The organism is Streptomyces sp. NPDC015242, assembly GCF_043079125.1.
Taxonomy (GTDB): Bacteria; Actinomycetota; Actinomycetes; order Streptomycetales; family Streptomycetaceae; genus Streptomyces.
The window spans coordinates 413,337-433,972 of sequence record NZ_JBIBUF010000006.1 but is presented as its reverse complement, the minus strand read 5'-3'; the positions used below and the strand labels follow the sequence as shown (position 1 = coordinate 433,972).

Here is a 20,636-nt window from a genome sequence, read left to right as displayed (position 1 = left end):
TGTGATGTACGTCCCGAGCGCCGGTCCCGCCCCCTAACCTCGGTGGCATGGACGAAGAGTTGCGATCACTCACGGAGCGCTTACGGCAGGAGTCGAGGGCCTCGCCCGTGTTCGAGCGGCTCGTGGCGACCGGCGACCTCGACGCCCTGGCGGCGGTGCTGACCGAGCCCGGGCAGCCGCTGTGGGCCCGGGAGCTGGCCGCGTTCCGGCTCGGTCTCGCGGGGGACCGGCGGGCCTTCGAGTCCCTGGTGCTGCTGCTCAATCACCGTGATCCGCCACGCTGCGCCTCCGCCGCGTACGCCCTCGCCCGCCTCGGCGACCCGCGCACCGCGCGCGCGGCCGCCGCCCTCGCCACCAACGAACTGCGCGTCGCCTACGCCCTGCACCCGGTCCGCCTGCTGGTGGAGCTGCGCGCCCCGGAGGCCGTGCCGGCGCTCATCACCACGCTCCAGCGCCGGTTGCGCCCGCACGATCCGTACCGCCGCGTGGCCCTCGCCTGCGTGGACGGACTCGGCACCCTGGGCGACGGCCGGGCCAGACCCGTGCTGAACGAGGCCCTGGCGCATCCGGCGCTGGCGGAGGCGGCGGTCCGGGCGCTGGGGCGGATCCCGAGACAGCGGTGAGTCACAGCGCCCTGGCGTACCGCACCTCCGGCACCGTCACGTCCTCGACGGCGAAGGGCTCCTCGGCGCCGTCCGGCCGCAGGCCGGCCCGTTCGTAGAAGCGGCGGGCCCGGACGTTCTCCTTGAGCACCCACAGCAGGAGACGGCCGTGGCCCGCGGCGGCGCAGCGCGAGACGGACTGCGCGAGCAGGGCCTGCCCCGCACCCCGGCCGAGATGGTCCGGGTGGACGTAGAGCGCGTACAACTCGGCATCCGCGGTGCGGACTTCGCCCTCCCGGTACGGGCCATGGCAGGCCCAGCCGACGACCTCGCCCTCCGTGTCCTCGGCGACCAGGTTCACCACGCCGGAGTCCGCCTGTGCGAGATGGGTACGCCGCCGCTCGGCGTCCTCCGCGACGCTGAGCCCGTCGAGGTACGACTGCGGGATCATCCCGCGGTAGGCGTGCTGCCAGCCGCGGACGCGGATCTCCGCGACGCGGTCGCAGTCGGCGAGGGTCATCTCCCGGACGCGCAAGGCTGTCACCCGGCCACGCTCGCCCCGGCGGCGGCGAGGCACCGCCGGAGGTTCTCGAAGACCTGGAGCGGGAGCCGGCCGGCGACCGCCACGAAACGGCCCGTGCCCATGACCACATGGCTGTTCTGCGCCGCGGGGGCGACTCCGTCGGGGGCGGGGATCCGTGTCGGCTCACTCATGGGTCCATGGTGGACCACGGTCCGACCGTGCCCGCCCCCGGACGGACGGGCCGTCGACCGCTCAGCCGCGGAAGCCGAGCAGGCCGTGCAGCGCCGAGCCCTTCGAGGAGGCCTGTCCCGCCTTCCTGGACGCCCCCTCGGCCGCCGGCTTCGGCTCCGGCAGGGCCTCGCACACCGCGTCCGCGGTGCCGTGCCCGCGCGGCACGGTGCCGTCGGCCAGGTACGCCGTCAGGTGCTCGTCCAGGCAGGCGTTCCCGCTCAGCGTGATGCCGTGGTTGCCGCCGCCCTCCTCGACGACCAGGCTGGAGCGGGCCAGCAGACGGTGGGCCGTGACGGCGCCCTCGTACGGGGTGGCCGCGTCGCCGGTCGCCTGGAACATGAGCACCGGCGGCAGCTTGCCGTTGGCGACGTTCACCGGGCGCAGCGAGTCCGTCGGCCAGAACGCGCACGGCGCGTTGTACCAGGCGTTGTTCCAGGTCATGAACGGCGCCTTCTCGTACACCGCCCAGTTGTCCTCGCGCCACCGCCGCCAGTCACGGGGCCAGCCGGCGTCGCGGCACTGCACGGAGGTGTAGACGCTGTAACCGTTGTCCCCCGAGGCGTCGACCGCGCCGAAGTCCTCGTACGCCTGGACCAGCGGCTCGGGGTTCTTGTCGTTGACGTACGCCGCGAACGCCTCGGCGAGGCTCGGCCAGTAGCCGTTGTAGTAGCCGCCCGGGAGGAAGGTGTCCTCCAGCTCAGAGGCACCCACCGTGCCGTCCGCAGGCTGCTTAGCCAAAGCGGAACGCATCGCGTACCACTTGGCCTCGACCTGCTCGGGGTCGGTGCCCAGCCCGTAGGCCGTGTCGTACCGGGCGACCCAGGCGAGGAAGGCGCGGTGGCGGTCGTTGAAGGCCACATCCTGGTTGAGGTTGGCCTCGTACCAGACGTCGGTCGGGTCGACCACGGAGTCCAGGACCAGCCGCCGCACCCGCTCCGGGTAGAACTTGGCGTAGACCGCGCCCAGGTAGGTGCCGTACGAGTAGCCGAAGTAGTTGATCCTCTGGGCGCCCAGGGCCCGCCGGACGGCGTCCATGTCGCGCACGGCGCTGATGGTGTCGATGTACGGCAGCAGGTCCCCGTACTTCTTGCCGCAGGCCGCGGCGAAGGACCTGGCGCGGTCGAGGTTGGCCTTCTCGATCGCGGGCGAGGTCGGCAGGGAGTTCGGGCGGACCGGGTCGAAGTGGCCCGGCCGGCAGTCCAGTGCGGGCTTGCTCGCGCCCACGCCGCGCGGGTCGAAGCCGATGACGTCGTACTGGGCCGCGACCTCCTTGGGCAGCGCGGAGGCGACGAACCCGGCGAGGGTCAGACCGCTGCCGCCGGGACCGCCCGGGTTGACCAGGAGCGGCCCCTGGTACGTCTTGGCGGTGTGCGGGACACGGGACAGGGCGAGGGTGATCTGCCGGCCCTGCGGCCTGCGGTGGTCCAGCGGCACCTTCAGGGACGCGCACTGCAGGGTCGGGTAGCTGTCGGTGCCGCACTTCTTCCACGCGAGCTTCGAGGCGTGTACGGAGGGTGCGGTGGCGGGGGCGCTCGCCTCGGCGGGAACGGCCGTGAAGGTCCCGGCCATGACGACGGCGGCGCCGCACAGCGCGGCTGCGCGTTTTCTCATGGAGTCCTCCCAGGACGGCGGGATCGAGGCCCGCGAGGGTCACCGTCCTCGCCGCATCGTCCCGGAAAGCGGTCCTGGAAGAACTCATTCCGCCAATTTCATGACCCAATTGGATCTTCGGATGCGCTCGTATGCTCCTAAAGAAGCGAAAGTTGGGTGGGCCCGGCCACCGGCGGCTCCTTCGCCGGCTCGGGAGGCCGGATCCGGCGCGGCGTGCCCGCGCGCGTGGGGCCGATGCCGTACTCCTCGGCCAGCTCGTGCACCTGACGGGTGATCCGGCGCTGGTACCACTTCGGCGCGTAGGAGCCGTCCGCGTACAGCCGCTCGTAGCGCGGCACCAGGTACGGGTGGTGCCGGCCCAGCCAGGTCATGAACCACTCGCGCGCCCCGGGCCGCAGGTGCAGCACCAGCGGGGTCACGGACGTGGCGCCGGAGGCGGCTATCGCCCGTACGGTGTCGCGGAGTTGGTCCGGCCGGTCGCTCAGGAACGGGATGACCGGCGCCATCAGCACCCCGCAGCCGATGCCGTGCTCGGCGAAGGTCCGCACCACCTCCAGGCGGCGCTCGGGCGCGGGCGTGCCCGGCTCGACGGTGCGCCACAGCTCCTGGCCGGTGAAGCCGACCGAGACGGAGATGCCGACGTCCGTCACCCGCGCCGCCTGCCGGATCAGGTCCAGGTCGCGCAGGATCAGCGTGCCCTTGGTCAGGATCGAGAAGGGGTTGGCGCGGTCGCGCAGGGCCGCGATGATGCCCGGCATCAGCCGGTAGCGGCCCTCGGCGCGCTGGTAGCAGTCGACGTTCGTGCCCATCGCGATGTGCTCGCCCTGCCAGCGGGGGGAGGCCAGCTGCCGGCGCAGCAGGTCCGGCGCGTTGACCTTGACGACGATCTGGCTGTCGAAGCCGAGTCCGGTGTCGAGGTCGAGATAGCTGTGCGTCTTGCGGGCGAAGCAGTACACGCACGCGTGCGAGCAGCCCCGGTAGGGGTTCACCGTCCACTGGAAGGACATCCGGGAGACCGCCGGCACCCGGTTGATGATCGACCGGGCCCGGATCTCGTGGAAGGTGATCCCGCGGAACTCGGGCGTGTCGAACGTACGGGTCGTCACCGCGTCCGCGCCGAACAGCGCGGCGTCGGCCCGGCCGTGTTCGGAGTCCGCTGTGAGGTTCTCCCAGCGCATGGCGCCTCCTCGGTAGCACTGACCACAGAATAGAACACATGTTCCCTTGATCGTGCGAGGGTGTTTTCCGAACGTGTTCGACCGGGTTGGACGCCCCCGATTTGGGGGCCCGGGCGGCGGGGTGGTTGGCTTGCCCCGACCCCCGAGCAACCAGGTCCTGGAGGAGAGCGATGGCGCAGGTCGAGGCCACTACGGAGCGGATCGTCGCGGCGGACGCGGAGACGGTGTTCGACGCCCTCGCCGACTACAGCGGCACGCGCGCGAAGCTGATGCCCGAGCAGTTCAGCGAGTACGAGGTCCGCGAGGGCGGCGACGGCGAGGGCACCCTCGTCCACTGGAAGCTCCAGGCCACCAGCAAGCGGGTGCGCGACTGCCTGCTGGAGGTCACCGAGCCCACCGACGGCGAATTGGTCGAGAAGGACCGCAACTCCTCCATGGTCACCACGTGGCGCGTCACCCCGGCCGGCGAGGGCAGGTCCCGGGTCGTGGTCACCACCACCTGGACCGGCGCCGGCGGCATCGGCGGCTTCTTCGAGAGGACCTTCGCCCCCAAGGGTCTCGGCCGGATCTACGACGCGCTGCTCGCCCGGCTCGCGGCCGAGGTCGAGAAGTAGCCTCTGCGGGCTCAAGCCCCAAGCGGGGCGGGGATGTTGTGCCCCCTCACCGGTTCGGGTGATCTCCGTCCCGTTCGGCTCCGTGCCGTAACTCGTCGCGCTTGCTCATAGTTGTCGCTTTTACGCGGGAATGGTGTGGCAGCGCGACGAGGGGAGCGGTGAGTGGGCGGGATCACTCTGGCGCAGGACGAACCGGCGGTGGCACCTCCCGACACCCCCGCCCCACCTCCGCCCCCGGCCGGTGAACTGAGCCCCCGCCGGGTGCGGTTGATCTTCCTCGCGCTCATGCTGGCCCTGCTCCTGGCCGCCCTGGAGCAGATGATCGTCGCCACGGCCCTGCCGAAGATCGTCGGTGAACTGCACGGCCTGGACCGGATGTCCTGGGCGATCACCGCCTACCTGCTCACCGCCACGGTCGGCCTGCCGATCTACGGCAAGCTCGGTGACCTGCTCGGCCGCAAGGGCGTCTTCCAGTTCGCCATCGTCGTCTTCGTCGCCGGCTCCGCGCTCGCCGGCCGGGCGCAGACCATGGACCAGCTGATCGCCTTCCGCGCGCTCCAGGGCGTCGGCGCGGGGGGCCTCATGATCGGCGTCCAGGCGATCATCGCCGACATCGTGCCGTCCCGGCAGCGCGGCCGCTACATGGGCCTGATCGGCGCCGCCTTCGGCCTCGCCTCCGTGGCCGGGCCCCTGCTCGGCGGCTACTTCACGGACCACCTCACCTGGCGCTGGTGCTTCTACGTCAACGTGCCCTTCGGCCTGCTCACGCTCGCCGTCGTCGCCGTGGCGCTCAAGCTGCCCAAGCCGGCCGTGCGGGCCCGGCTGGACCTCCTCGGCGCGCTGCTGCTCACCGCCGCCTCCACCTGCCTGGTCCTGCTCACCAGCTGGGGCGGCACCGAGTACGCCTGGGACTCGCGCGTGATCCTCGGCCTCGGAGCCGGAGCAGCGGTGTCCACCGTCCTCTTCCTCGTCGCCGAGCACTTCGCCGCCGAACCCCTCATCCCGCTGCGGCTGTTCCGGGACTCCGTCTTCAACGTCACCGGCCTGATCGGCCTGGTGGTCGGGGCCGCGCTGTTCGGCGCCGCAAGCTACCTGCCGACGTACCTGCAGATGGTCGACGGGGCCTCCGCCACGGAATCGGGTCTGCTCATGCTGCCGATGATGGGCGGCATCGTCGGCGCCTCGATCATCGCCGGGCAGCTCATCAGCCACACCGGCCGCTACAAGGCCTACCCCCTCCTCGGCGGCGCCCTGTCCGTGGCCGGCATGTGGCTGCTGTCCCGCCTGGAAGTGGGCACACCCCGGCTGCACTACAGCATCTGGATGGCCGTCCTCGGCGCGGGCATCGGCATGGTGATGCCGGTGCTGATCCTCGCCGTGCAGAACTCGGTGCGAACGGCCGACCTCGGCACCGCCACCAGCGCCAGCAACTACTTCCGGCAGATCGGCGGCAGCGTCGGAGCCGCCGTCTTCGGCACCCTCTTCGCCGACCGGCTCACCGACGCCCTGGCCGACCGTCTCCCCGCGCGGGCGGGCGCGGGCCTGCCCGACCCCGAGTCCCTCACCCCGCAGCTCGTGCACACCCTGCCCCCGGCCCTGCGCGACGGCTACATCCGGGCGTACGCCGACGCCATGCCGCGGATCTTCCTCTACCTGGTGCCGGTGCTGGTCCTCGGACTGCTCGTCGCCCTCTTCCTCAAGGAGAAACCCCTGGTGTCCCACAACGCCTCCGTCACCGACCCGGACACGGCACCGGGGAACGCCCCGGTCCCGCAGGCGCGCGGCGCGTACAGTGCCGGGGTGCCCGTGTGCGGCTCGGTGCAGCACCACGACGGGACCGTCGTGCCCCGCGCCGCGCTCACGCTCATCGACGTCACCGGACAGCAGACCGGGCGCGGCGCGAGCGGCGAGGACGGCCGCTACGCGCTGGCCACACCCGGCCCCGGCTCGTACGTGCTGATCGCCGCGGCCGGCGGCCACCAGCCGCAGGCGGTCTCCGTGACCGTCGGCGAACGGCCCGTCGAACTCGACATCGTCCTCGGCGGCGCCGGGAACCTCGTCGGCAGCGTCGTCACCGCCGACGGCACCCCCGTCCGGGACGCCACCGTCACGCTCACCAACGTGCACGGCGAGGTCGTGGCCACCACCCGCAGCGGCCGGGAGGGCGGCTACGTCATCACCGAGCTGGTCGCCGGCGAGTACACCCTCGCCGCCAGCGCGCCCGCCTTCCGCCCGGCCGCGCTCCCCGTCACCGTCCAGGCCGCCCGCGAGACCCGCCGGGACATCGAGCTGGCCGGCGGCGCCGTGCTGCGCGGCACCGTCCGGGCCGGGGGCGGCCGGCCCGTGGAGGACGCCCGCGTGACCCTGCTCGACGTGGCGGGCAACGTCGTCGACACCCTCACCACCGGACCCGACGGCACGTTCCGCTTCGTCGACCTGTCCTCCGGCGAGTACACCGTCATCGCCGCCGGCTACCCGCCCGTGGCCACCGTCCTCCAGGTGGCCGGCGGCGGACGGACCGAACGCGACCTGCAGCTGGGGCACGAGGACTGAACTCCGACGGCGCGCGGGGTCGCACGCCGGTGCGCACCCCGCGCGAGCAATTCCCCCATTGCCTCACATCGCGCGTGGCGGTCGCCGTACGGTGGTGACGCCGGCACAGATCTTGCGGATCCGTGGGGAGAGAGGGCCTGGGCCATGGACCGTGGCAGCGAGAGGGAGACACCTCCCCGCCCGGAGGCAGGGCAGGACGCGACGGGGGAGCCCGCCGAGCCCGGGCGCGTCCCCCTGGCGGTGGTCGTCGTCGACCGCGACGGGCTCGTGTCGCACTGGAGCCGGGGCGCACGCCGGCTGTTCGGCGTCCCCAAGGAAGAGGCCATCGGCCGTACGGCCCTGGATCTGCTGCCCGTCTCCGGCGCCCTCGCCGGGGACCGGGACGCGGCCCCGCACGCCGACGACGGCCTCGGCCCCGACCTCGAATCCTCCCTGGACGGCGGGCTCTCCTACCCCGCGGCGGGCCGTGCCCGCCTCGCCGTGCCCGGCCGGGAACGGGCCGACGTCCTGTGGTGGGCCTACCCGCTGGTCGGCCCCGGGCCCGAACGGCTGCTCGTGCTCGCCGCCGACGCGGACGGGTTGCGCCCCGGCGACGGGACGATCGAGCGGATCGCTCCCGGCTTCGCGCTGCACACCGACTTCCCCGGCGCCGAGGACCTCGCCCGCCGGCTGCCCGAGATCCTGCCCAGCATGAGTGTGGGCGAGAGCGCCCGCATCGTCGGGCAGATCCTGGAACTCGGCTACCCAGTCCTGGAGTTCAGCCAGAACGAACGGGTGCCCGTGACCCCCGACTGGGGTGTGGCGCGGCGCGCGGAGCGCAAGGCGCGCCGGGAGCGGGCCGCCCGGGCCCGGGCGGCCGGCGAGCCCGTGCCGCAGGAGCTGGGCGAGGACGCCGAGGACCTGGAGTACGCCGCCGTCCGCGAGCGTCTGGAGTTCCTCAACGAGGTCAGCGGCCGGATCGGCACCTCCCTGGACCTGTCCCGCACGATCGTCGAGGTCAGCAGGGCCGTCGTACCCCGTTTCACGGACGTCGCCGGTACCTATCTGCGCGAACAGGTCGTCGCCGGCGAGGGGTTCCCCGAGGGCGTGCCCGACACGACGACCCTGTGGCACCGGGTCGCCGTCGAGCACACCGACGAACCCGGCCGCTGGGACGATGTCGTGCCGGTCGGCGAGGCCATGCCGTTCCCGGCGCACACGCCGTTCTTCCAGTGCATGACCAGCGGCGAGCCCGTGCTGGTGCCGCGCATCAGCGAGGAGATGGGCCACGCCATCGCCGCGCAGTTCGAGAAGCGCGACATCCGGCCGCTCATCACCGGCCGTTCGATGCTGGTGGTGCCGCTGAAGGCGCGCGACGTCGTCCTCGGGTTCATGATCCTGCTGCGCCACCCCGAGCGGCCCGTCTTCAACGACATGGACCGGGTCACCGGCGCCGAACTCGCCGCCCGGGCGGGCCTGGTGCTGGACAACGCGCGCATGTACACGTTCCAGGAGAACGTCGCCGAGACGCTCCAGGACAGCATGCTGCCGCACATCCCGCCCCGCATGGCGGGCTGCGACATCGCCACCCGCTATCTGCCGGGCACCCTGCTGGGCAGGGTCGGAGGCGACTGGTTCGACGCGGTGAAACTGCACGGCGGGCGCACGGCGTTCGTCGTCGGCGACGTCATGGGACACGGGCTGAACTCGGCAGCGATGATGGGCCAGTTGCGCACGGCCGTGCAGACGATGGCCGGACTCGACCTGCCGCCCGCCCAGTTGCTGCGCAACCTCGACGACCTCGCCCAGCGCCTCGGCGACACCTACCTCGCCACCTGCCTGTACGCGGTCTACGACCCGATCGCGAGCGAGCTGCACCTGGCCAACGCCGGGCACATCCCGCCCGTCCTGGTGCGCGCCGGGGACGGCCGCAGCGAGCTGCTCGACCTGCCCACGGGGGCGCCCATCGGGGTCGGCGGCGTGCCCTTCGAGGCGGTCCGGGTGCGGGTCGAGCCCGGCGACCGGCTGGTGATGTGCACCGACGGGCTGGTGGAGGTGCGCGGCGAGGACATCGGCGTGGGCCTGGCGACGCTGTGCGAGTCCGCCGCCCACCCGGCCGCCTCCATGGACGACGCCTGCGACACGATCATCCGCTCCCTCAACACCCGCGGCGGCCGCAAGGACGACGTGGCCCTGCTGATGGCCCGGCTCAACGGCATCGCACCGGACGACGTGGCCGAATGGCGCCTGGCCCTGGACCCGGCCGAGGCCGGTCGCGCCCGCGCGGTGGTCCGCGAGCAACTGCACGACTGGGGACTGGCCGGACTGGCCGCGCCCGCCGAACTCCTGGTCAGCGAACTCGTCACCAACGCCGTACGGCACTCCCACGCCCGCCCGGTCGCCCTGCGCCTGGTGCGCGGCGACACCCTGCTGTGCGAGGTGGAGGACGACGACCACGAGCTGCCGACGCTGCTGAGCGCGCGCCCCCTGGACGACCGGGGGCGCGGTCTCCGCGTGGTCAGCACGCTGGCCCGGGAGTGGGGGACCAGCCGCACCGGGACGGGCAAGACCGTCTGGTTCGAGCTGACCCTGCCGCGCCGCTGAACAGCCCGGTGCCGAACGCGAGGTGAAGGAACGCGCCGCCTTCTTGTGGCCGTGACCCGGGCGCGATACACCGTACGAGTCCGTCGCTGAGGGCGGGATCGGTTCGCACCCAGGGGAGTGGGCATGAGCGTGACGAGTCGGTACCGGGAGTCCTGGGAAGGGTTCTGGCGTGAGGCGTCCGACGCGCCGGGGGCGGTGCTCTGGGACGCGGAACCGGCCCTGACCGCGGGCCGGCACCTGGCCCTGTTCGAACCGCACCTGGCCGATCCGGCGCTGCCGCTGGTGGATCTCGGCTGCGGCAACGGCACGCAGACCCGCTACCTCGCCGGCCGCTTCCCGCGGGTCGTGGGAGCCGACCTGTCCGCCGCCGCCCTGGAGCACGCCCGCCGGGCCGACCCGGCCGGGCAGGCGACGTACCGGCAGCTCGACGCCGCCGGGAAGGGCGAGGTGCAGGCCCTGCACGCGGAGCTCGGGGACGCCAACGTCTACGTGCGGGGCGTCCTGCACCAGTGCGAGCCGGACGACCGGCAGGCGCTCGCCGACGGGATCGCCACCCTGGCAGGCGACCGCGGCCGGGCCTTCCTCGTGGAACTCTCCGGCGCCGCCAAGGCGGTGCTCCGGGGGCTGGCGAGCGGTCCGGACGGCCCGCCGCCCAAACTGGCGCCGGTCTTCCGGCACGGCATCGCGCCCGGCGAGGTCGCCGACGAGGCCGTGCCCGCGTATCTGCGCTCGGCGGGGCTCACCGTCCTCGCGAGCGGCGAACTGCCCCTGGCCACCACGGAGTACCGCCCGGACGGCACGCGGATCGAGCTGCCGTCCCAGTGGCTGGTGGTGGGGCGCACCGGCTGAGGACGGCCGGGCGGGCCCCCGGGGGGCGCACCCTGGTGACCTTGCATTTTGTCGGTGTACCGTCACCGTGCGTGCCGTTCGTCCCTCACCCGTCCCGTCCTGCGGAGGACAGCCATGTCGTTGCCCTGGTTACGGATGCTGCTCGCCTCGGCGGCCTCGGTGGTGCTGCTCGGCACCTCCACCCCGGCCACCGCCGCCGCGCCGGACGGCAGAGGGGTGTCGGCGACCGTGCACACCGCCGGGCGGGTCCAGGACGCGGGGGACGTGCTCCGCTACAGCTGGCCCGGCGTGTACTTCGAGGGCCGGATCCGGGGCACCGGCGTGGGCGTCGTGCTCGACGACCCGGCCGCCGACTACGACGTCCAGGTCGACGGGAAGACCGTCGCCACACTCGTCACACCGGGCCGCACCACCCACTGGGTCGGAGGGCTGCGCGACGGCGTGCACAGCGTGCGGCTCGTCAAGCGCAACGACACGCCGTGGAGCACCAGTTCCTTCGGCGGGTTCGTCGCCGCGCCGGGCGGCGCCGTCCTGGCCCGGCCCGCCGCGCGCAGCCGCCGGATCGAGTTCGTCGGCGACTCCCTCACGGCCGGCTACGGCAACCTCTCCGGCTCCCGGGACTGCACCGGCGAGCAGGTCGCGCGCACCACCCACGCCGACGTCGCCTACGGCGCCCTGACCGCCCGCAGACTGCGGGCCGACTACCAGCTCAACGCGTACTCGGGCCTGGGCATGGTGCGCAACTACAACGGCGGCTCGCCCGAGGTGACCTACCGCAGCTTCTACGACCGCGCGCTGCTGAACGTGCCCGGCGACGTCTGGCACGCCCCGGACACCTGGCGCCCCGGACTCGTCGTGATCCACCTCGGCACCAACGACTTCTCGACGCCCGTCAACCCCGGCGAGCCCTGGACGGACCAGAGCCTGGCCGCCGCCTACCGCGACGCCTACAGCGGCTTCCTGCGCAAGCTGCGCACCCGCCACGGCCCGGACGCCATCCTCCTGGCCGTCGGCGCCGGACCGTTCGCCGGACACGTCGAGCAGGTCGTCCGGGAGCACAACACCAGCGGCGACACCCGGGTGCGCTTCTGGCGCCTGGACGACACCGGCCTGGACCTGGCGGGCTGCCACTGGCACTACTCGGCCCGCGACCACCGCCTCCTCGCCGACCGGCTCACCGCCCACCTCGCCGGCCTGCCGATCCGCTGGTGACGACGTCGTAGCCGGTTCGGCCCGCAGCGCGTAACGTGACGAACCATGAAGATCTCCACCTCGGACGGCTCGTCATGAGAATCCTCGTCAGCGCCGACATGGAAGGCGCCACCGGTGTCACCTGGCCGGACGACGTCCTGCCCGGCGCCTCGCAGTGGGAGCGCTGCCGGGCGCTGTTCACCTCCGACGTCAACGCCGCCGTGCTCGGCTTCCTGGACGGCGGCGCCGACGAGGTGCTCATCAACGAGGCGCACGCGACCATGCGCAATCTGCTGCTGGAACAGCTGGACGAGCGGGCCCAGATGCTGACCGGGCGGCACAAGGCGCTGTCCATGGTGGAGGGCGTGCAGTACGGCGACGTCGACGGCGTCGCGTTCGTCGGCTACCACGCGGGCGCCGGCATGGAGGGCGTGCTGGCCCACACCTACCTGGCCAACTCCATCACCGGCGTGTGGCTGAACGACGTGCGGGCGAGTGAGGGGCTGCTGAACGCCCGGGTGGCCGCCGAGTTCGGGGTGCCGGTCGTGCTGGTCACCGGCGACGACGTGGCCTGTGAGGACGCGCTCGGGTACGCGCCCGAAGCGCTGAAGGTCGCCGTGAAGGACCACGTCTCCCGGTACGCCGCCGTGTGCCGCACGCCCGCCCGCACCGCGGCCGACATCCGGGCGGCGGCCAAGGAGGCCGCCGCGCTGGCGGTGCGCCACGAGGCGGTCGAGGCGGGGCCGTTCACGATCGCCGTCGAGTTCGACGCCGCGCACCTGGCGATGGCCGCCACCGTCGTGCCCGGTGTCGAACGGACCGGGGAACGCAAGGTGGCGTACACGAGCGGGACCATGTACGAGGGCATCCGCACCTTCAAGGCGGTCACCACGATCGTCGCGGCCGCGGTGGAGGAGCAGTATGGCTGAGCAGGTGGACGCGCAGGCGCTGGACGAGGTCGTGACGTACACGTCCGACCTGATCCGCATCGACACCACCAACCGGGGCGGCGGCGACTGCCGGGAGCGGCCCGCCGCCGAGTACGCCGCCGCGCGGCTCGCCGACGCCGGGATCGAACCGGCGCTGCTGGAGCGCACCGAGGGGCGCACCAACGTCGTCGCGCGCATCGAGGGCACCGACCCCTCCGCCGGGGCGCTGCTCCTCCACGGCCACCTCGACGTCGTGCCCGCCGCGGCCGCCGACTGGAGCGTGCACCCGTTCTCCGGGGAGATCCGCGACGGTGTGGTCTGGGGGCGCGGCGCCGTCGACATGAAGAACATGGACGCGATGATCCTGGCCGTCGTGCGCTCCTGGGCCCGCCGGGGCGTGCGGCCCCGGCGGGACGTCGTCGTCGCGTTCACCGCCGACGAGGAGGCCAGCGCCGCGGACGGCGCCGGGTTCCTCGCCGACCAGCACGCCGCGCTCTTCGAGGGCTGCACCGAGGCGGTCGGCGAGTCGGGCGCCTTCACCTTCCACGACGGCGGCGGACGGCAGATCTACCCGATCGCGGCCGGGGAACGCGGCACCGCCTGGCTGAAGCTCACCGCGCGCGGACGCGCCGGGCACGGCTCCAAGGTCAACCGGGACAACGCCGTCACCCACCTCGCCGGCGCGATCGCCCGGATCGGCGCGCACGAGTGGCCGCCGCGCCTGACCCCGACCGTGCGCGCCGCCCTCCGCGAACTCGCCGCCCTGTACGGCATCGAGACCGACCTCACCGACGTCGACGCCCTCCTGGACAAGCTCGGTCCGGCCGGCAGGCTCGTCGAGCCCACCCTCCGCAACAGCGCCAACCCGACCATGCTCGACGCCGGTTACAAGGTCAACGTGATCCCCGGGGAGGCCGTGGCCTACGTGGACGGACGGTTCCTGCCCGGCGGTGAGGACGAGTTCCGCGCCACCCTCGACCGGCTGACCGGCCCGGACGTGGAATGGGAGTTCCACCACCGCGAGGTCGCCCTGGAGGCGCCGGTGGACGCGCCGACCTTCGCGCGGATGCGGGCCGCCGTCGAGGCGTTCGCACCGGAGGGGCACGTGGTGCCGTTCTCCATGTCCGGCGGCACGGACGCCAAGCAGTTCTCGCGCCTCGGCATCACCGGCTACGGCTTCACCCCGCTGAGGCTGCCGGACGGCTACGACTACGCTGCCATGTTCCACGGCGTCGACGAACGGGTACCGGTCGAGGCGCTGCACTTCGGCGTCCGCGTCCTCGACCGGTTCCTGCGGACCGCCTGACCGAGTGGGGGAGACGGTGCGGACGCTGGCGTACGGGGCGTGGCCCTCGCCCATCGACGCGGCCCTGGCCGCCGCGCACGACGGGCACCCGGAGTACGTGGGCTTCGTCGGGGACGAGGTGTGGTGGACCGAGCCGCGCCCCGCCGAGGGCGGCCGGCGCACCCTGGTGCGGCGGCACCCCGACGGCCGGGAGGAGCCGCTGCTGCCCGCACCGTGGAACGTGCGCAGCCGTGTCATCGAGTACGGCGGACACCCCTGGGCGGCCCTGCCGGGCGAGGACGGCCCGCTGGTGGTGTTCGTGAACTTCGCCGACCAGCGGCTCTACCGCTGCCGGCCGGGCGGTGAACCGAGCCCGCTCACGCCCGTGTCCCCGGTGGGCGGGGGCCTGCGGTGGGCGGAGCCGCTGCTCAGGCCGGAGCACGGCGAGGTGTGGTGCGTGCTGGAGGAGTTCACCGGCGACGGGCCCACCGACGTGCGCCGCGTGCTGGCCGCCGTGCCGCTGGACGGATCCGCCGCCCAGGACCGCAGCGCCGTGCGCGAACTCACCGACGACCGGCACCGGTTCCTCACCGGGCCGAGGCTCTCGCCCGACGGGCGGCGGGCGGCCTGGCTCGCCTGGGACCACCCGCGCATGCCCTGGGACGGCACCGAACTGGTTCTCGCCGACGTCGGCGAGGACGGCACCCTGCGCGGCGCCCGCACCGTGGCCGGCGGGCCCGGGGAGGCCATCGCGCAGGCCGACTGGACGCACGACAACCGCCTGCTGCACGCGAGCGACCGCACCGGCTGGTGGAACCTCTACCTCGACGGGCAGCCGGTGTGCCCGCGCGAGGAGGAGTTCGCCGACGCGCTGTGGAAGCTGGGGTCGCGATGGTTCACGCCCCTGGCGAGCGGCCTCGTCGCCGTCGTGCACGGCCGGGGCGCCACCGCCCTCGGCGTCCTCGACCCCGAGACGGGCGAGGTCGTCGACGCGGCCGGGCCCTGGACCGAGTTCGCGCCCACCCTCGCGGCCCACGGCGAACGGGTCGTCGCCGTGGGCGCCAGCCCGCGCAGCGCCTACGAGGTCGTCGAACTGGACACCCGCACCGGCCACGCCCGGGTCGTCGGCGCCGAGCACGACGACGCCGTGGACCCCGCCTTCTACCCCGAGCCGCAGATCCGCACCTTCACCGGCCCGGACGGACGCGACATCCACGCCCACATCTACCCGCCGCACCACCCGGCCTGCGTCGCGCCCGGCGACGAACTGCCCCCGTACGTCGTCTGGGCGCACGGCGGGCCCACCGGCCGGGCCCCGCTCGTGCTCGACCTGGAGATCGCCTACTTCACCTCGCGCGGCATCGGCGTCGCCGAGGTCAACTACGGCGGCTCCACCGGCTACGGCCGTGCCTACCGCGAGCGGCTGCGCGAGCAGTGGGGCGTGGTCGACGTCGAGGACTGCGCCGCCGTCGCCCTCGCCCTCGCCGAGGAGGGCACCGCCGACCGCGCCCGGCTCGCCGTGCGGGGCGGCAGCGCGGGCGGCTGGACCGCGGCCGCCTCGCTCACCACGACCGACGTCTACGCCTGCGGCACCATCAAGTACCCCATCCTCGACCTGGCCGGCTGGGGCACGGGGGAGACCCACGACTTCGAGTCGCTGTACCTGGAGAGCCTGATCGGCCCGCTCGCCGAGGTGCCCGCCCGGTACGCGGAGCGCTCGCCCGCCGCCCACGCCGACCGTCTGCGCGTGCCGTTCCTGCTGCTGCAGGGCCTGGACGACGTGATCTGCCCGCCCGTCCAGTGCGAGCGGTTCCTGGCCCGGCTGGCGGGCCGGCAGGTGCCGCACGCCTACCTCGCCTTCGAGGGGGAGGGGCACGGCTTCCGCAGGGCGGAGACCATGGTGCGCGCCCTGGAGGCCGAACTGTCCCTGTACGCCCAGGTGTTCCGGCTGAACCCGCTCGGCGTCCCCACCCTGGAGCTCACCAAGTGAAACCGCTCGTCCGGCCGCCCCGGCTCGCCCTCGGCGCCCGCGTGGCCGTCGTCGCCCCGAGCGGCCCGGTGCCCGAGGAGCGGCTGCAGGCCGGGCTCGACGTCCTGCGCGGCTGGGACCTCGACCCCGTCGTGGCGCCCCACGTGCTGGGCCGGCACGGGACGCTGGCCCACCTGTCCGGCACGGACGAGCAGCGGGCCGCCGATCTGCGGGACGCCTGGTGCGACCCGTCGGTCTCCGCGGTGCTGTGCGCCCGGGGCGGCTACGGCGCGCAGCGCATGGTCGACCTGCTCGACTGGGACGCGATGCGGGCGGCGGGCCCGAAGGTGTTCGCCGGGTTCAGCGACATCACGGTCCTGCACCAGGCCTTCGCCACCCGGCTGGGTCTGGTCACGCTGTACGGGCCCGGGGTGGCCGGCGTCGACTTCCTCAAGCACGCCCGAGCCCAGGAGGGCTTGCGGGCCACCCTTCTCGCGCCGGAGTCCGTACGGACTCTCACGGCCGTGCCCCCGGGCGGTGCCCCCCTGGTGCCGGGCCGGGCGAGGGGCGTCACGCTGGGCGGCTGCCTGAGCCTGCTCGCGAGCGACCTCGGCACGCCGCACGCCCGCGCCGGAGCCCGGGGCGGGCTGCTGCTGGTGGAGGACGTCGGCGAGAGCCCCTACCGCCTGGACCGGTACCTGACCCAACTGCTGCGCTCCGGCTGGCTGGACGGGGTCGCCGGGATCCTGCTCGGGTCATGGGCGGCCTGCGGTCCGTACGCGGAGGTGCGTGCGGTCCTCGCCGACCGGCTGGGCGGCCTCGGGGTGCCGGTCGTGGAGGAGTTCGGCTTCGGGCACGGCGACGGCGCGCTGACCGTGCCGCTCGGCGTCATGGCCGAACTCGACGCCGACGCGGGGACGTTGACGTTCGACGAACCGGCCCTGAGCTGAGCGGGCGGCTGCTGAGAGCCCGTCAGGAAACCCTCGTTTCGGTGATTGACGCTCCCTGACACGTGTCACACCATGGCTACCGACCGGTACCTACTGGTCGGTATCCAGGTTCACCGGGTCGTCCGGGTCTTTCCCGCCTGCCGCCCCCACACGTGGAGGTCCGTGTGTCCCGACGCGCGCCCAGATTCCGCGCACCCCTCGCTCTCGCTCTGGGCGCCGCCCTGGCCGCCCCGCTCGTCCTCACCCCGCCCGCGACGGCGGCCGGCTCCGGCACCGTCACCCCTTCGACGTTCACCGTCCAGCCCTTGACGTTCACCGTCCGGGCGGGCGGACGCGCCTGCACGGTCGACGCCGACCTGTACCGGCCCGCCGGCGTGGACCGGGACCACCCGGCACCCGCCGTGCTGGGCACGAACGGCTTCGGCGGCAGCAAGTCGGACGGCTCGACGGACACCATCGGCAAGGCCTTCGCCCAGCGCGGCTACGTCTCACTCGTCTACTCCGGGCTCGGCTTCGGCCGCAGCGGCTGCCTCGTCTCCCTCGACGACCCGGACATCGACGGCGCGGCGGCCTCGCAACTCGTCGACTTCCTCGGCGGGAAGCGCGCCGCCGACGACGGCACCACCGCCGACTTCGTCACGCGCGACGCGCCCGGCGACCCCCGGGTGGGGATGATCGGCGGCTCCTACGGCGGGGCCGTGCAACTGGCGGCGGCCGCCGTCGACCACCGTCTCGACGCGCTCGTGCCGATGATCACCTGGCACGACCTGGCGTACTCCCTCGACCCCAACAACGCCGTCGGGGCCACCGCCGTCCCCGGCGCCTTCAAATGGCAGTGGACCAACGGCTTCTACCTCATCGGCGAGGGCCAGCCGCTGCTCCAGCCCAGCCTCGACCCGTCCCGGATCAACTCCCTGGCCTGCCTGCACTTCGTCACCGAGGCCTGCCGGACCGTCCACACCCTCAACTCCGGCCGCTACCCGGCCGACCGCACCGCCGAACTGCTCGCCTTCGCGCGGCGCGTGTCGCCGGTGTCGTACCTGCACCGCGTCACGGCGCCCACCCTGCTGGTGCAGGGGCAGGCCGACACCCTGTTCAACCTCAACGAGGCGACGGCGACCTACCGGACGCTCAAGGCGCAGGGCACCCCGGTGAAGATGATCTGGCAGTCCTGGGGGCACAGCGGCGGCATCACCGGCCCCGGGGCCGCCGCCGAGCTCGACCTGTCGAAGGGCAACCTGGAGACCAGCTACGTCGGCCGGCGCGTCCTCGCCTGGTTCGACCGCCACCTGCGCAAGCAGGCGAGCACCGACACCGGGCCCGCCTTCGCCTACTACCGCGACTGGATCACGGACCCGGACCGTGTCTACGCCACCGCCGACCGCCTCCCCGCCCCGAACCGCACCCTGTACCTGTCGGGCGACGGCAGGCTCGTCGACCACCGCCACCAGGTGACACCGGGGCGCCGGACGTACACCAACCGGGCGATCCCCACGAGCCATTCCGAGAGCTCTCTGGCCGGGCTCCTCGGGCTGCCGGACTCACCGCCGCGCGACACCAAGGGCACCCACCTGGCCTGGACCAGCGCCCCCCTGGAGCGGCCCCTGGACGTGGTCGGCGCACCCCGGGCCACCCTCAGGGTCGTCTCCCCGCGGACCGAGCGCACCCAGCACTCCGGCGACGCGGCCGACAAGCTCGTCCTGTTCGCCAAGGTCTACGACGTCGCCCCCGACGGCACCCGCACCCTGGTGCGCCGCCTGGTCGCACCCGTCCGGGTGCCGGACGTGACCAAGCCCTTCACGGTCACCCTGCCCGGCGTCGTCCACCGCTACGGGACCGGGCACCGGCTGCGGTTCGTGATCGCGGCGAGCGACGACGCCTACTTCGGCAACCGGGGGATCAAGCCCGTGACGGTCGTCAGCGGGCCGGGCCACCCCGGCGTGCTCCAGCTGCCGGTGGCGCGGCACTGAGCGACGGCGCCCGTGAGGTTACTGTGGCGGGGTGCCCCACGACGCATCCCGCTACCTCGCCGAAGGCCCCCGCGTGGGCATACGCCCCTTCACCCAGGAGGACGGCGCCGAGTTCACCGCCCGGGCCCGGGAGAGCAAGGACCTGCACCACCCCTGGCTGTTCCCGCCCCTGACGGCCCAGGCGTACACCGCCTACGCGGGCCGGCTGATCGAGGACCCCGGCCGGGCCGGCTTCCTGGTCTGCGAGAAGCACGACGGGGCCATCGCCGGGTTCATCAACATCAACAACATCGTCGAGGGCGGCTTCCAGTCCGGGGCCCTCGGCTACGGCGCCTTCGCGCACGCCGCCGGACGCGGCCTGATGAGCGAAGGCCTGGACCTCGTCGTCCGGTACGCGTTCGGCCCTCTGCGGCTGCACCGGCTGGAGATCAACGTGCAGCCCCGCAACACCGCGTCGATCGCCCTGGCCCGCGGCTGCGGATTCCGTCTGGAGGGCTTCTCGCCCAAGATGCTCTTCGTCGACGGTGCCTGGCGCGACCACGAACGCTGGGCGATCACCGCCGAGATGGTCCGGCGGCCGGGGCGGCACTGAGCCGGGCCCCGGCCGGGATCACGCCTGCCGGTCCACGTACTCGTACACCGAGCCGTCCGGATGCAGGGCGATGAGGTTCCGGCCCGCGGGCGAGGCGATCGGGCCCGCGACGACGTGGGCCCCCAGCTCGGTCAGCACCTTGTGGGTCTCCTCGACATCCGTCACGGCGATCGTCGCCGCGACCTTGCGCAGCAGCTCCAGCTCGGCCGGCGGACCGCTCATCAGCAGGAAGCAGCCGATCGCCGCCACCTGGACACCGCCCCGTTCGAAGCGCTGGGCTCTGCCGCCCGCCAGCCGCTCGTAGAAGGGGATCGCCGTCTCGAGGTCGTCGACGCAGACGCGCAGTGTGGCACCCAGAATCTCCATGCGGACGAGCCTAGTTACCGGCCGGGGGCCGAGGGTACCCGACCGGGCATGAAGCCGTTGGATCACCTGGAGCATCTGGACAAGCACCTGGTCGACGAGCTGGCACAGGTGGCGCGCGAGACCGTACGGGACGAGTTGCGCGAGCAGACGCGCAAGCAGCGCCGCAAGGCCGCGCTGTACGCCGCGTCCGGTGCCCTCGCCCTGTACGCGGGCGCGGCCCTCGCGCTCGCCGTGGGGCTGGCCCTCGCCCTCGGCCTGCCCGACTGGGCCGCCGCGCTGATCACCGCCGTGATCCTGGGTGTCCTGGCCTTCGTGCTGCGCGGCATGGCCAGGCCGTCCCGGCCGGGCGGCGGCCCGGCCCACGCGGGAGCGGACCGGACCGCCGGCGGCATGCCGGTGCCGCCCGTCCCGCCGGCCCCGCCCGTCCCGGGCGGTTTCGCCGGGCCCGCTGCCGGCACCGCCCCCGGCACCGTGCCGCCGCGTCCGGCCGACGACCCGGACGTCCCGCACCACCGGGCGTGACGCCGGGTGGCGAGACAGGACCGTCGGGCCCGGGCGGTCGGGCCCCGGTGGCCGCATGGTCGCCCGGGCCCCTGACTGCGCTCGAGGCGAAAGCGGCGCGTCGTCAGTCGTGCTCGTG

The 20,636-nt window shown here is 73.6% G+C and carries 17 protein-coding genes and 1 pseudogene; 13 read left to right on the top strand and 5 right to left on the bottom strand.

Translation table 11 applies throughout. The features are described from left to right. The first annotated feature begins 47 nt into the window (after positions 1-47). Positions 48-623 carry an adenylosuccinate lyase gene (locus ACF07N_RS22485; protein ID WP_392115651.1) on the top strand — a complete coding sequence of 192 codons (576 nt, stop codon included), beginning with the start codon at positions 48-50 and terminating at the stop codon, positions 621-623. A 1-nt stretch (position 624) separates the two neighbouring features. On the opposite strand, the gene ACF07N_RS22480 is transcribed toward ACF07N_RS22485, so the two are convergent. The 4 genes and pseudogenes from ACF07N_RS22480 to ACF07N_RS22465 form a co-directional block, all read right to left on the bottom strand. After that, positions 625-1,122 carry a GNAT family N-acetyltransferase gene (locus ACF07N_RS22480; protein ID WP_392115879.1) on the bottom strand — a complete coding sequence of 166 codons (498 nt, stop codon included), beginning with the start codon at positions 1,120-1,122 and terminating at the stop codon, positions 625-627. A 32-nt stretch (positions 1,123-1,154) separates the two neighbouring features. After that, positions 1,155-1,316, bottom strand: a pseudogene (locus ACF07N_RS22475) (RidA family protein); the annotation flags it as partial. A gap of 61 nt (positions 1,317-1,377) precedes the next feature. Next, positions 1,378-2,967, bottom strand: coding sequence for an alpha/beta hydrolase (locus tag ACF07N_RS22470; RefSeq protein WP_392115648.1), 1,590 nt, complete (start codon positions 2,965-2,967; stop codon positions 1,378-1,380). Between the two features lie 137 nt (positions 2,968-3,104). Continuing rightward, positions 3,105-4,145, bottom strand: a complete 1,041-nt coding sequence (locus tag ACF07N_RS22465; protein WP_392115645.1) for an Rv2578c family radical SAM protein — start codon at positions 4,143-4,145, stop codon at positions 3,105-3,107. Between the two features lie 170 nt (positions 4,146-4,315). Here ACF07N_RS22465 and ACF07N_RS22460 point away from each other — a divergent pair, with 170 nt between their 5' ends. From ACF07N_RS22460 to ACF07N_RS22410, 11 genes are all read left to right on the top strand, one after another. Then, on the top strand, positions 4,316-4,759 hold the full coding sequence (locus ACF07N_RS22460; RefSeq protein WP_392115642.1) for an SRPBCC family protein: 444 nt from the start codon (positions 4,316-4,318) through the stop codon (positions 4,757-4,759). 162 nt (positions 4,760-4,921) lie between these two features. Further along, complete coding sequence (locus ACF07N_RS22455; protein ID WP_392115639.1) at positions 4,922-7,312, top strand: MFS transporter; 2,391 nt, start codon at positions 4,922-4,924, stop codon at positions 7,310-7,312. Between the two features lie 144 nt (positions 7,313-7,456). Then, positions 7,457-9,895 carry a SpoIIE family protein phosphatase gene (locus ACF07N_RS22450; protein WP_392115636.1) on the top strand — a complete coding sequence of 813 codons (2,439 nt, stop codon included), beginning with the start codon at positions 7,457-7,459 and terminating at the stop codon, positions 9,893-9,895. A 123-nt stretch (positions 9,896-10,018) separates the two neighbouring features. Further along, positions 10,019-10,744, top strand: coding sequence for a class I SAM-dependent methyltransferase (locus ACF07N_RS22445; RefSeq protein WP_383321879.1), 726 nt, complete (start codon positions 10,019-10,021; stop codon positions 10,742-10,744). Between the two features lie 114 nt (positions 10,745-10,858). After that, positions 10,859-11,956 (top strand): SGNH/GDSL hydrolase family protein, encoded by a 1,098-nt coding sequence (locus ACF07N_RS22440; RefSeq protein ID WP_392115634.1) that lies wholly within the window; start codon positions 10,859-10,861, stop codon positions 11,954-11,956. A gap of 74 nt (positions 11,957-12,030) precedes the next feature. Further along, a complete protein-coding gene (locus tag ACF07N_RS22435) occupies positions 12,031-12,864 on the top strand; it encodes a M55 family metallopeptidase (RefSeq protein ID WP_392115632.1) in 834 nt (277 codons plus the stop codon). Continuing rightward, positions 12,857-14,170, top strand: a complete 1,314-nt coding sequence (locus ACF07N_RS22430; protein ID WP_392115630.1) for a M20/M25/M40 family metallo-hydrolase — start codon at positions 12,857-12,859, stop codon at positions 14,168-14,170. Before ACF07N_RS22435 ends, ACF07N_RS22430 begins: the two co-directional genes overlap by 8 nt. 16 nt (positions 14,171-14,186) lie before the next feature. Further along, complete coding sequence (locus ACF07N_RS22425) at positions 14,187-16,139, top strand: prolyl oligopeptidase family serine peptidase (RefSeq protein ID WP_392115627.1); 1,953 nt, start codon at positions 14,187-14,189, stop codon at positions 16,137-16,139. Continuing rightward, positions 16,136-17,068 (top strand): LD-carboxypeptidase, encoded by a 933-nt coding sequence (locus tag ACF07N_RS22420; protein WP_392115624.1) that lies wholly within the window; start codon positions 16,136-16,138, stop codon positions 17,066-17,068. The genes ACF07N_RS22425 and ACF07N_RS22420 overlap by 4 nt, the downstream gene beginning before the upstream one ends. Positions 17,069-17,232: 164 nt before the next feature. Continuing rightward, complete coding sequence (locus ACF07N_RS22415; protein ID WP_392115622.1) at positions 17,233-19,038, top strand: CocE/NonD family hydrolase; 1,806 nt, start codon at positions 17,233-17,235, stop codon at positions 19,036-19,038. Positions 19,039-19,069: 31 nt separating this feature from the next. Next, on the top strand, positions 19,070-19,630 hold the full coding sequence (locus ACF07N_RS22410; protein ID WP_392115619.1) for a GNAT family N-acetyltransferase: 561 nt from the start codon (positions 19,070-19,072) through the stop codon (positions 19,628-19,630). Positions 19,631-19,648: 18 nt separating this feature from the next. On the opposite strand, the gene ACF07N_RS22405 is transcribed toward ACF07N_RS22410, so the two are convergent. Further along, positions 19,649-19,996: a VOC family protein gene (locus ACF07N_RS22405; RefSeq protein ID WP_383321855.1), complete on the bottom strand. Its 348-nt coding sequence runs from the start codon at positions 19,994-19,996 to the stop codon at positions 19,649-19,651. Between the two features lie 48 nt (positions 19,997-20,044). Between ACF07N_RS22405 and ACF07N_RS22400 the strand changes: the two genes are divergently transcribed. Continuing rightward, a complete protein-coding gene (locus ACF07N_RS22400; RefSeq protein WP_392115616.1) occupies positions 20,045-20,518 on the top strand; it encodes a phage holin family protein in 474 nt (157 codons plus the stop codon). Positions 20,519-20,636 lie beyond the last annotated feature (118 nt).

Bases quoted from the DNA above. Each gene is read 5' to 3' on its own strand.
- ACF07N_RS22435 (WP_392115632.1), top strand. From the start codon at position 12,031: ATGAGAATCCTCGTCAGCGCCGACATGGAAGGCGCCACCGGTGTCACC.
- ACF07N_RS22440 (WP_392115634.1), top strand. From the start codon at position 10,859: ATGTCGTTGCCCTGGTTACGGATGCTGCTCGCCTCGGCGGCCTCGGTG.
- ACF07N_RS22460 (WP_392115642.1), top strand. From the start codon at position 4,316: ATGGCGCAGGTCGAGGCCACTACGGAGCGGATCGTCGCGGCGGACGCG.
- ACF07N_RS22430 (WP_392115630.1), top strand. From the start codon at position 12,857: ATGGCTGAGCAGGTGGACGCGCAGGCGCTGGACGAGGTCGTGACGTAC.
- ACF07N_RS22405 (WP_383321855.1), bottom strand. From the start codon at position 19,996: ATGGAGATTCTGGGTGCCACACTGCGCGTCTGCGTCGACGACCTCGAG.
- ACF07N_RS22465 (WP_392115645.1), bottom strand. From the start codon at position 4,145: ATGCGCTGGGAGAACCTCACAGCGGACTCCGAACACGGCCGGGCCGAC.
- ACF07N_RS22450 (WP_392115636.1), top strand. From the start codon at position 7,457: ATGGACCGTGGCAGCGAGAGGGAGACACCTCCCCGCCCGGAGGCAGGG.
- ACF07N_RS22400 (WP_392115616.1), top strand. From the start codon at position 20,045: ATGAAGCCGTTGGATCACCTGGAGCATCTGGACAAGCACCTGGTCGAC.
- ACF07N_RS22480 (WP_392115879.1), bottom strand. From the start codon at position 1,122: ATGACCCTCGCCGACTGCGACCGCGTCGCGGAGATCCGCGTCCGCGGC.
- ACF07N_RS22470 (WP_392115648.1), bottom strand. From the start codon at position 2,967: ATGAGAAAACGCGCAGCCGCGCTGTGCGGCGCCGCCGTCGTCATGGCC.
- ACF07N_RS22485 (WP_392115651.1), top strand. From the start codon at position 48: ATGGACGAAGAGTTGCGATCACTCACGGAGCGCTTACGGCAGGAGTCG.
- ACF07N_RS22445 (WP_383321879.1), top strand. From the start codon at position 10,019: ATGAGCGTGACGAGTCGGTACCGGGAGTCCTGGGAAGGGTTCTGGCGT.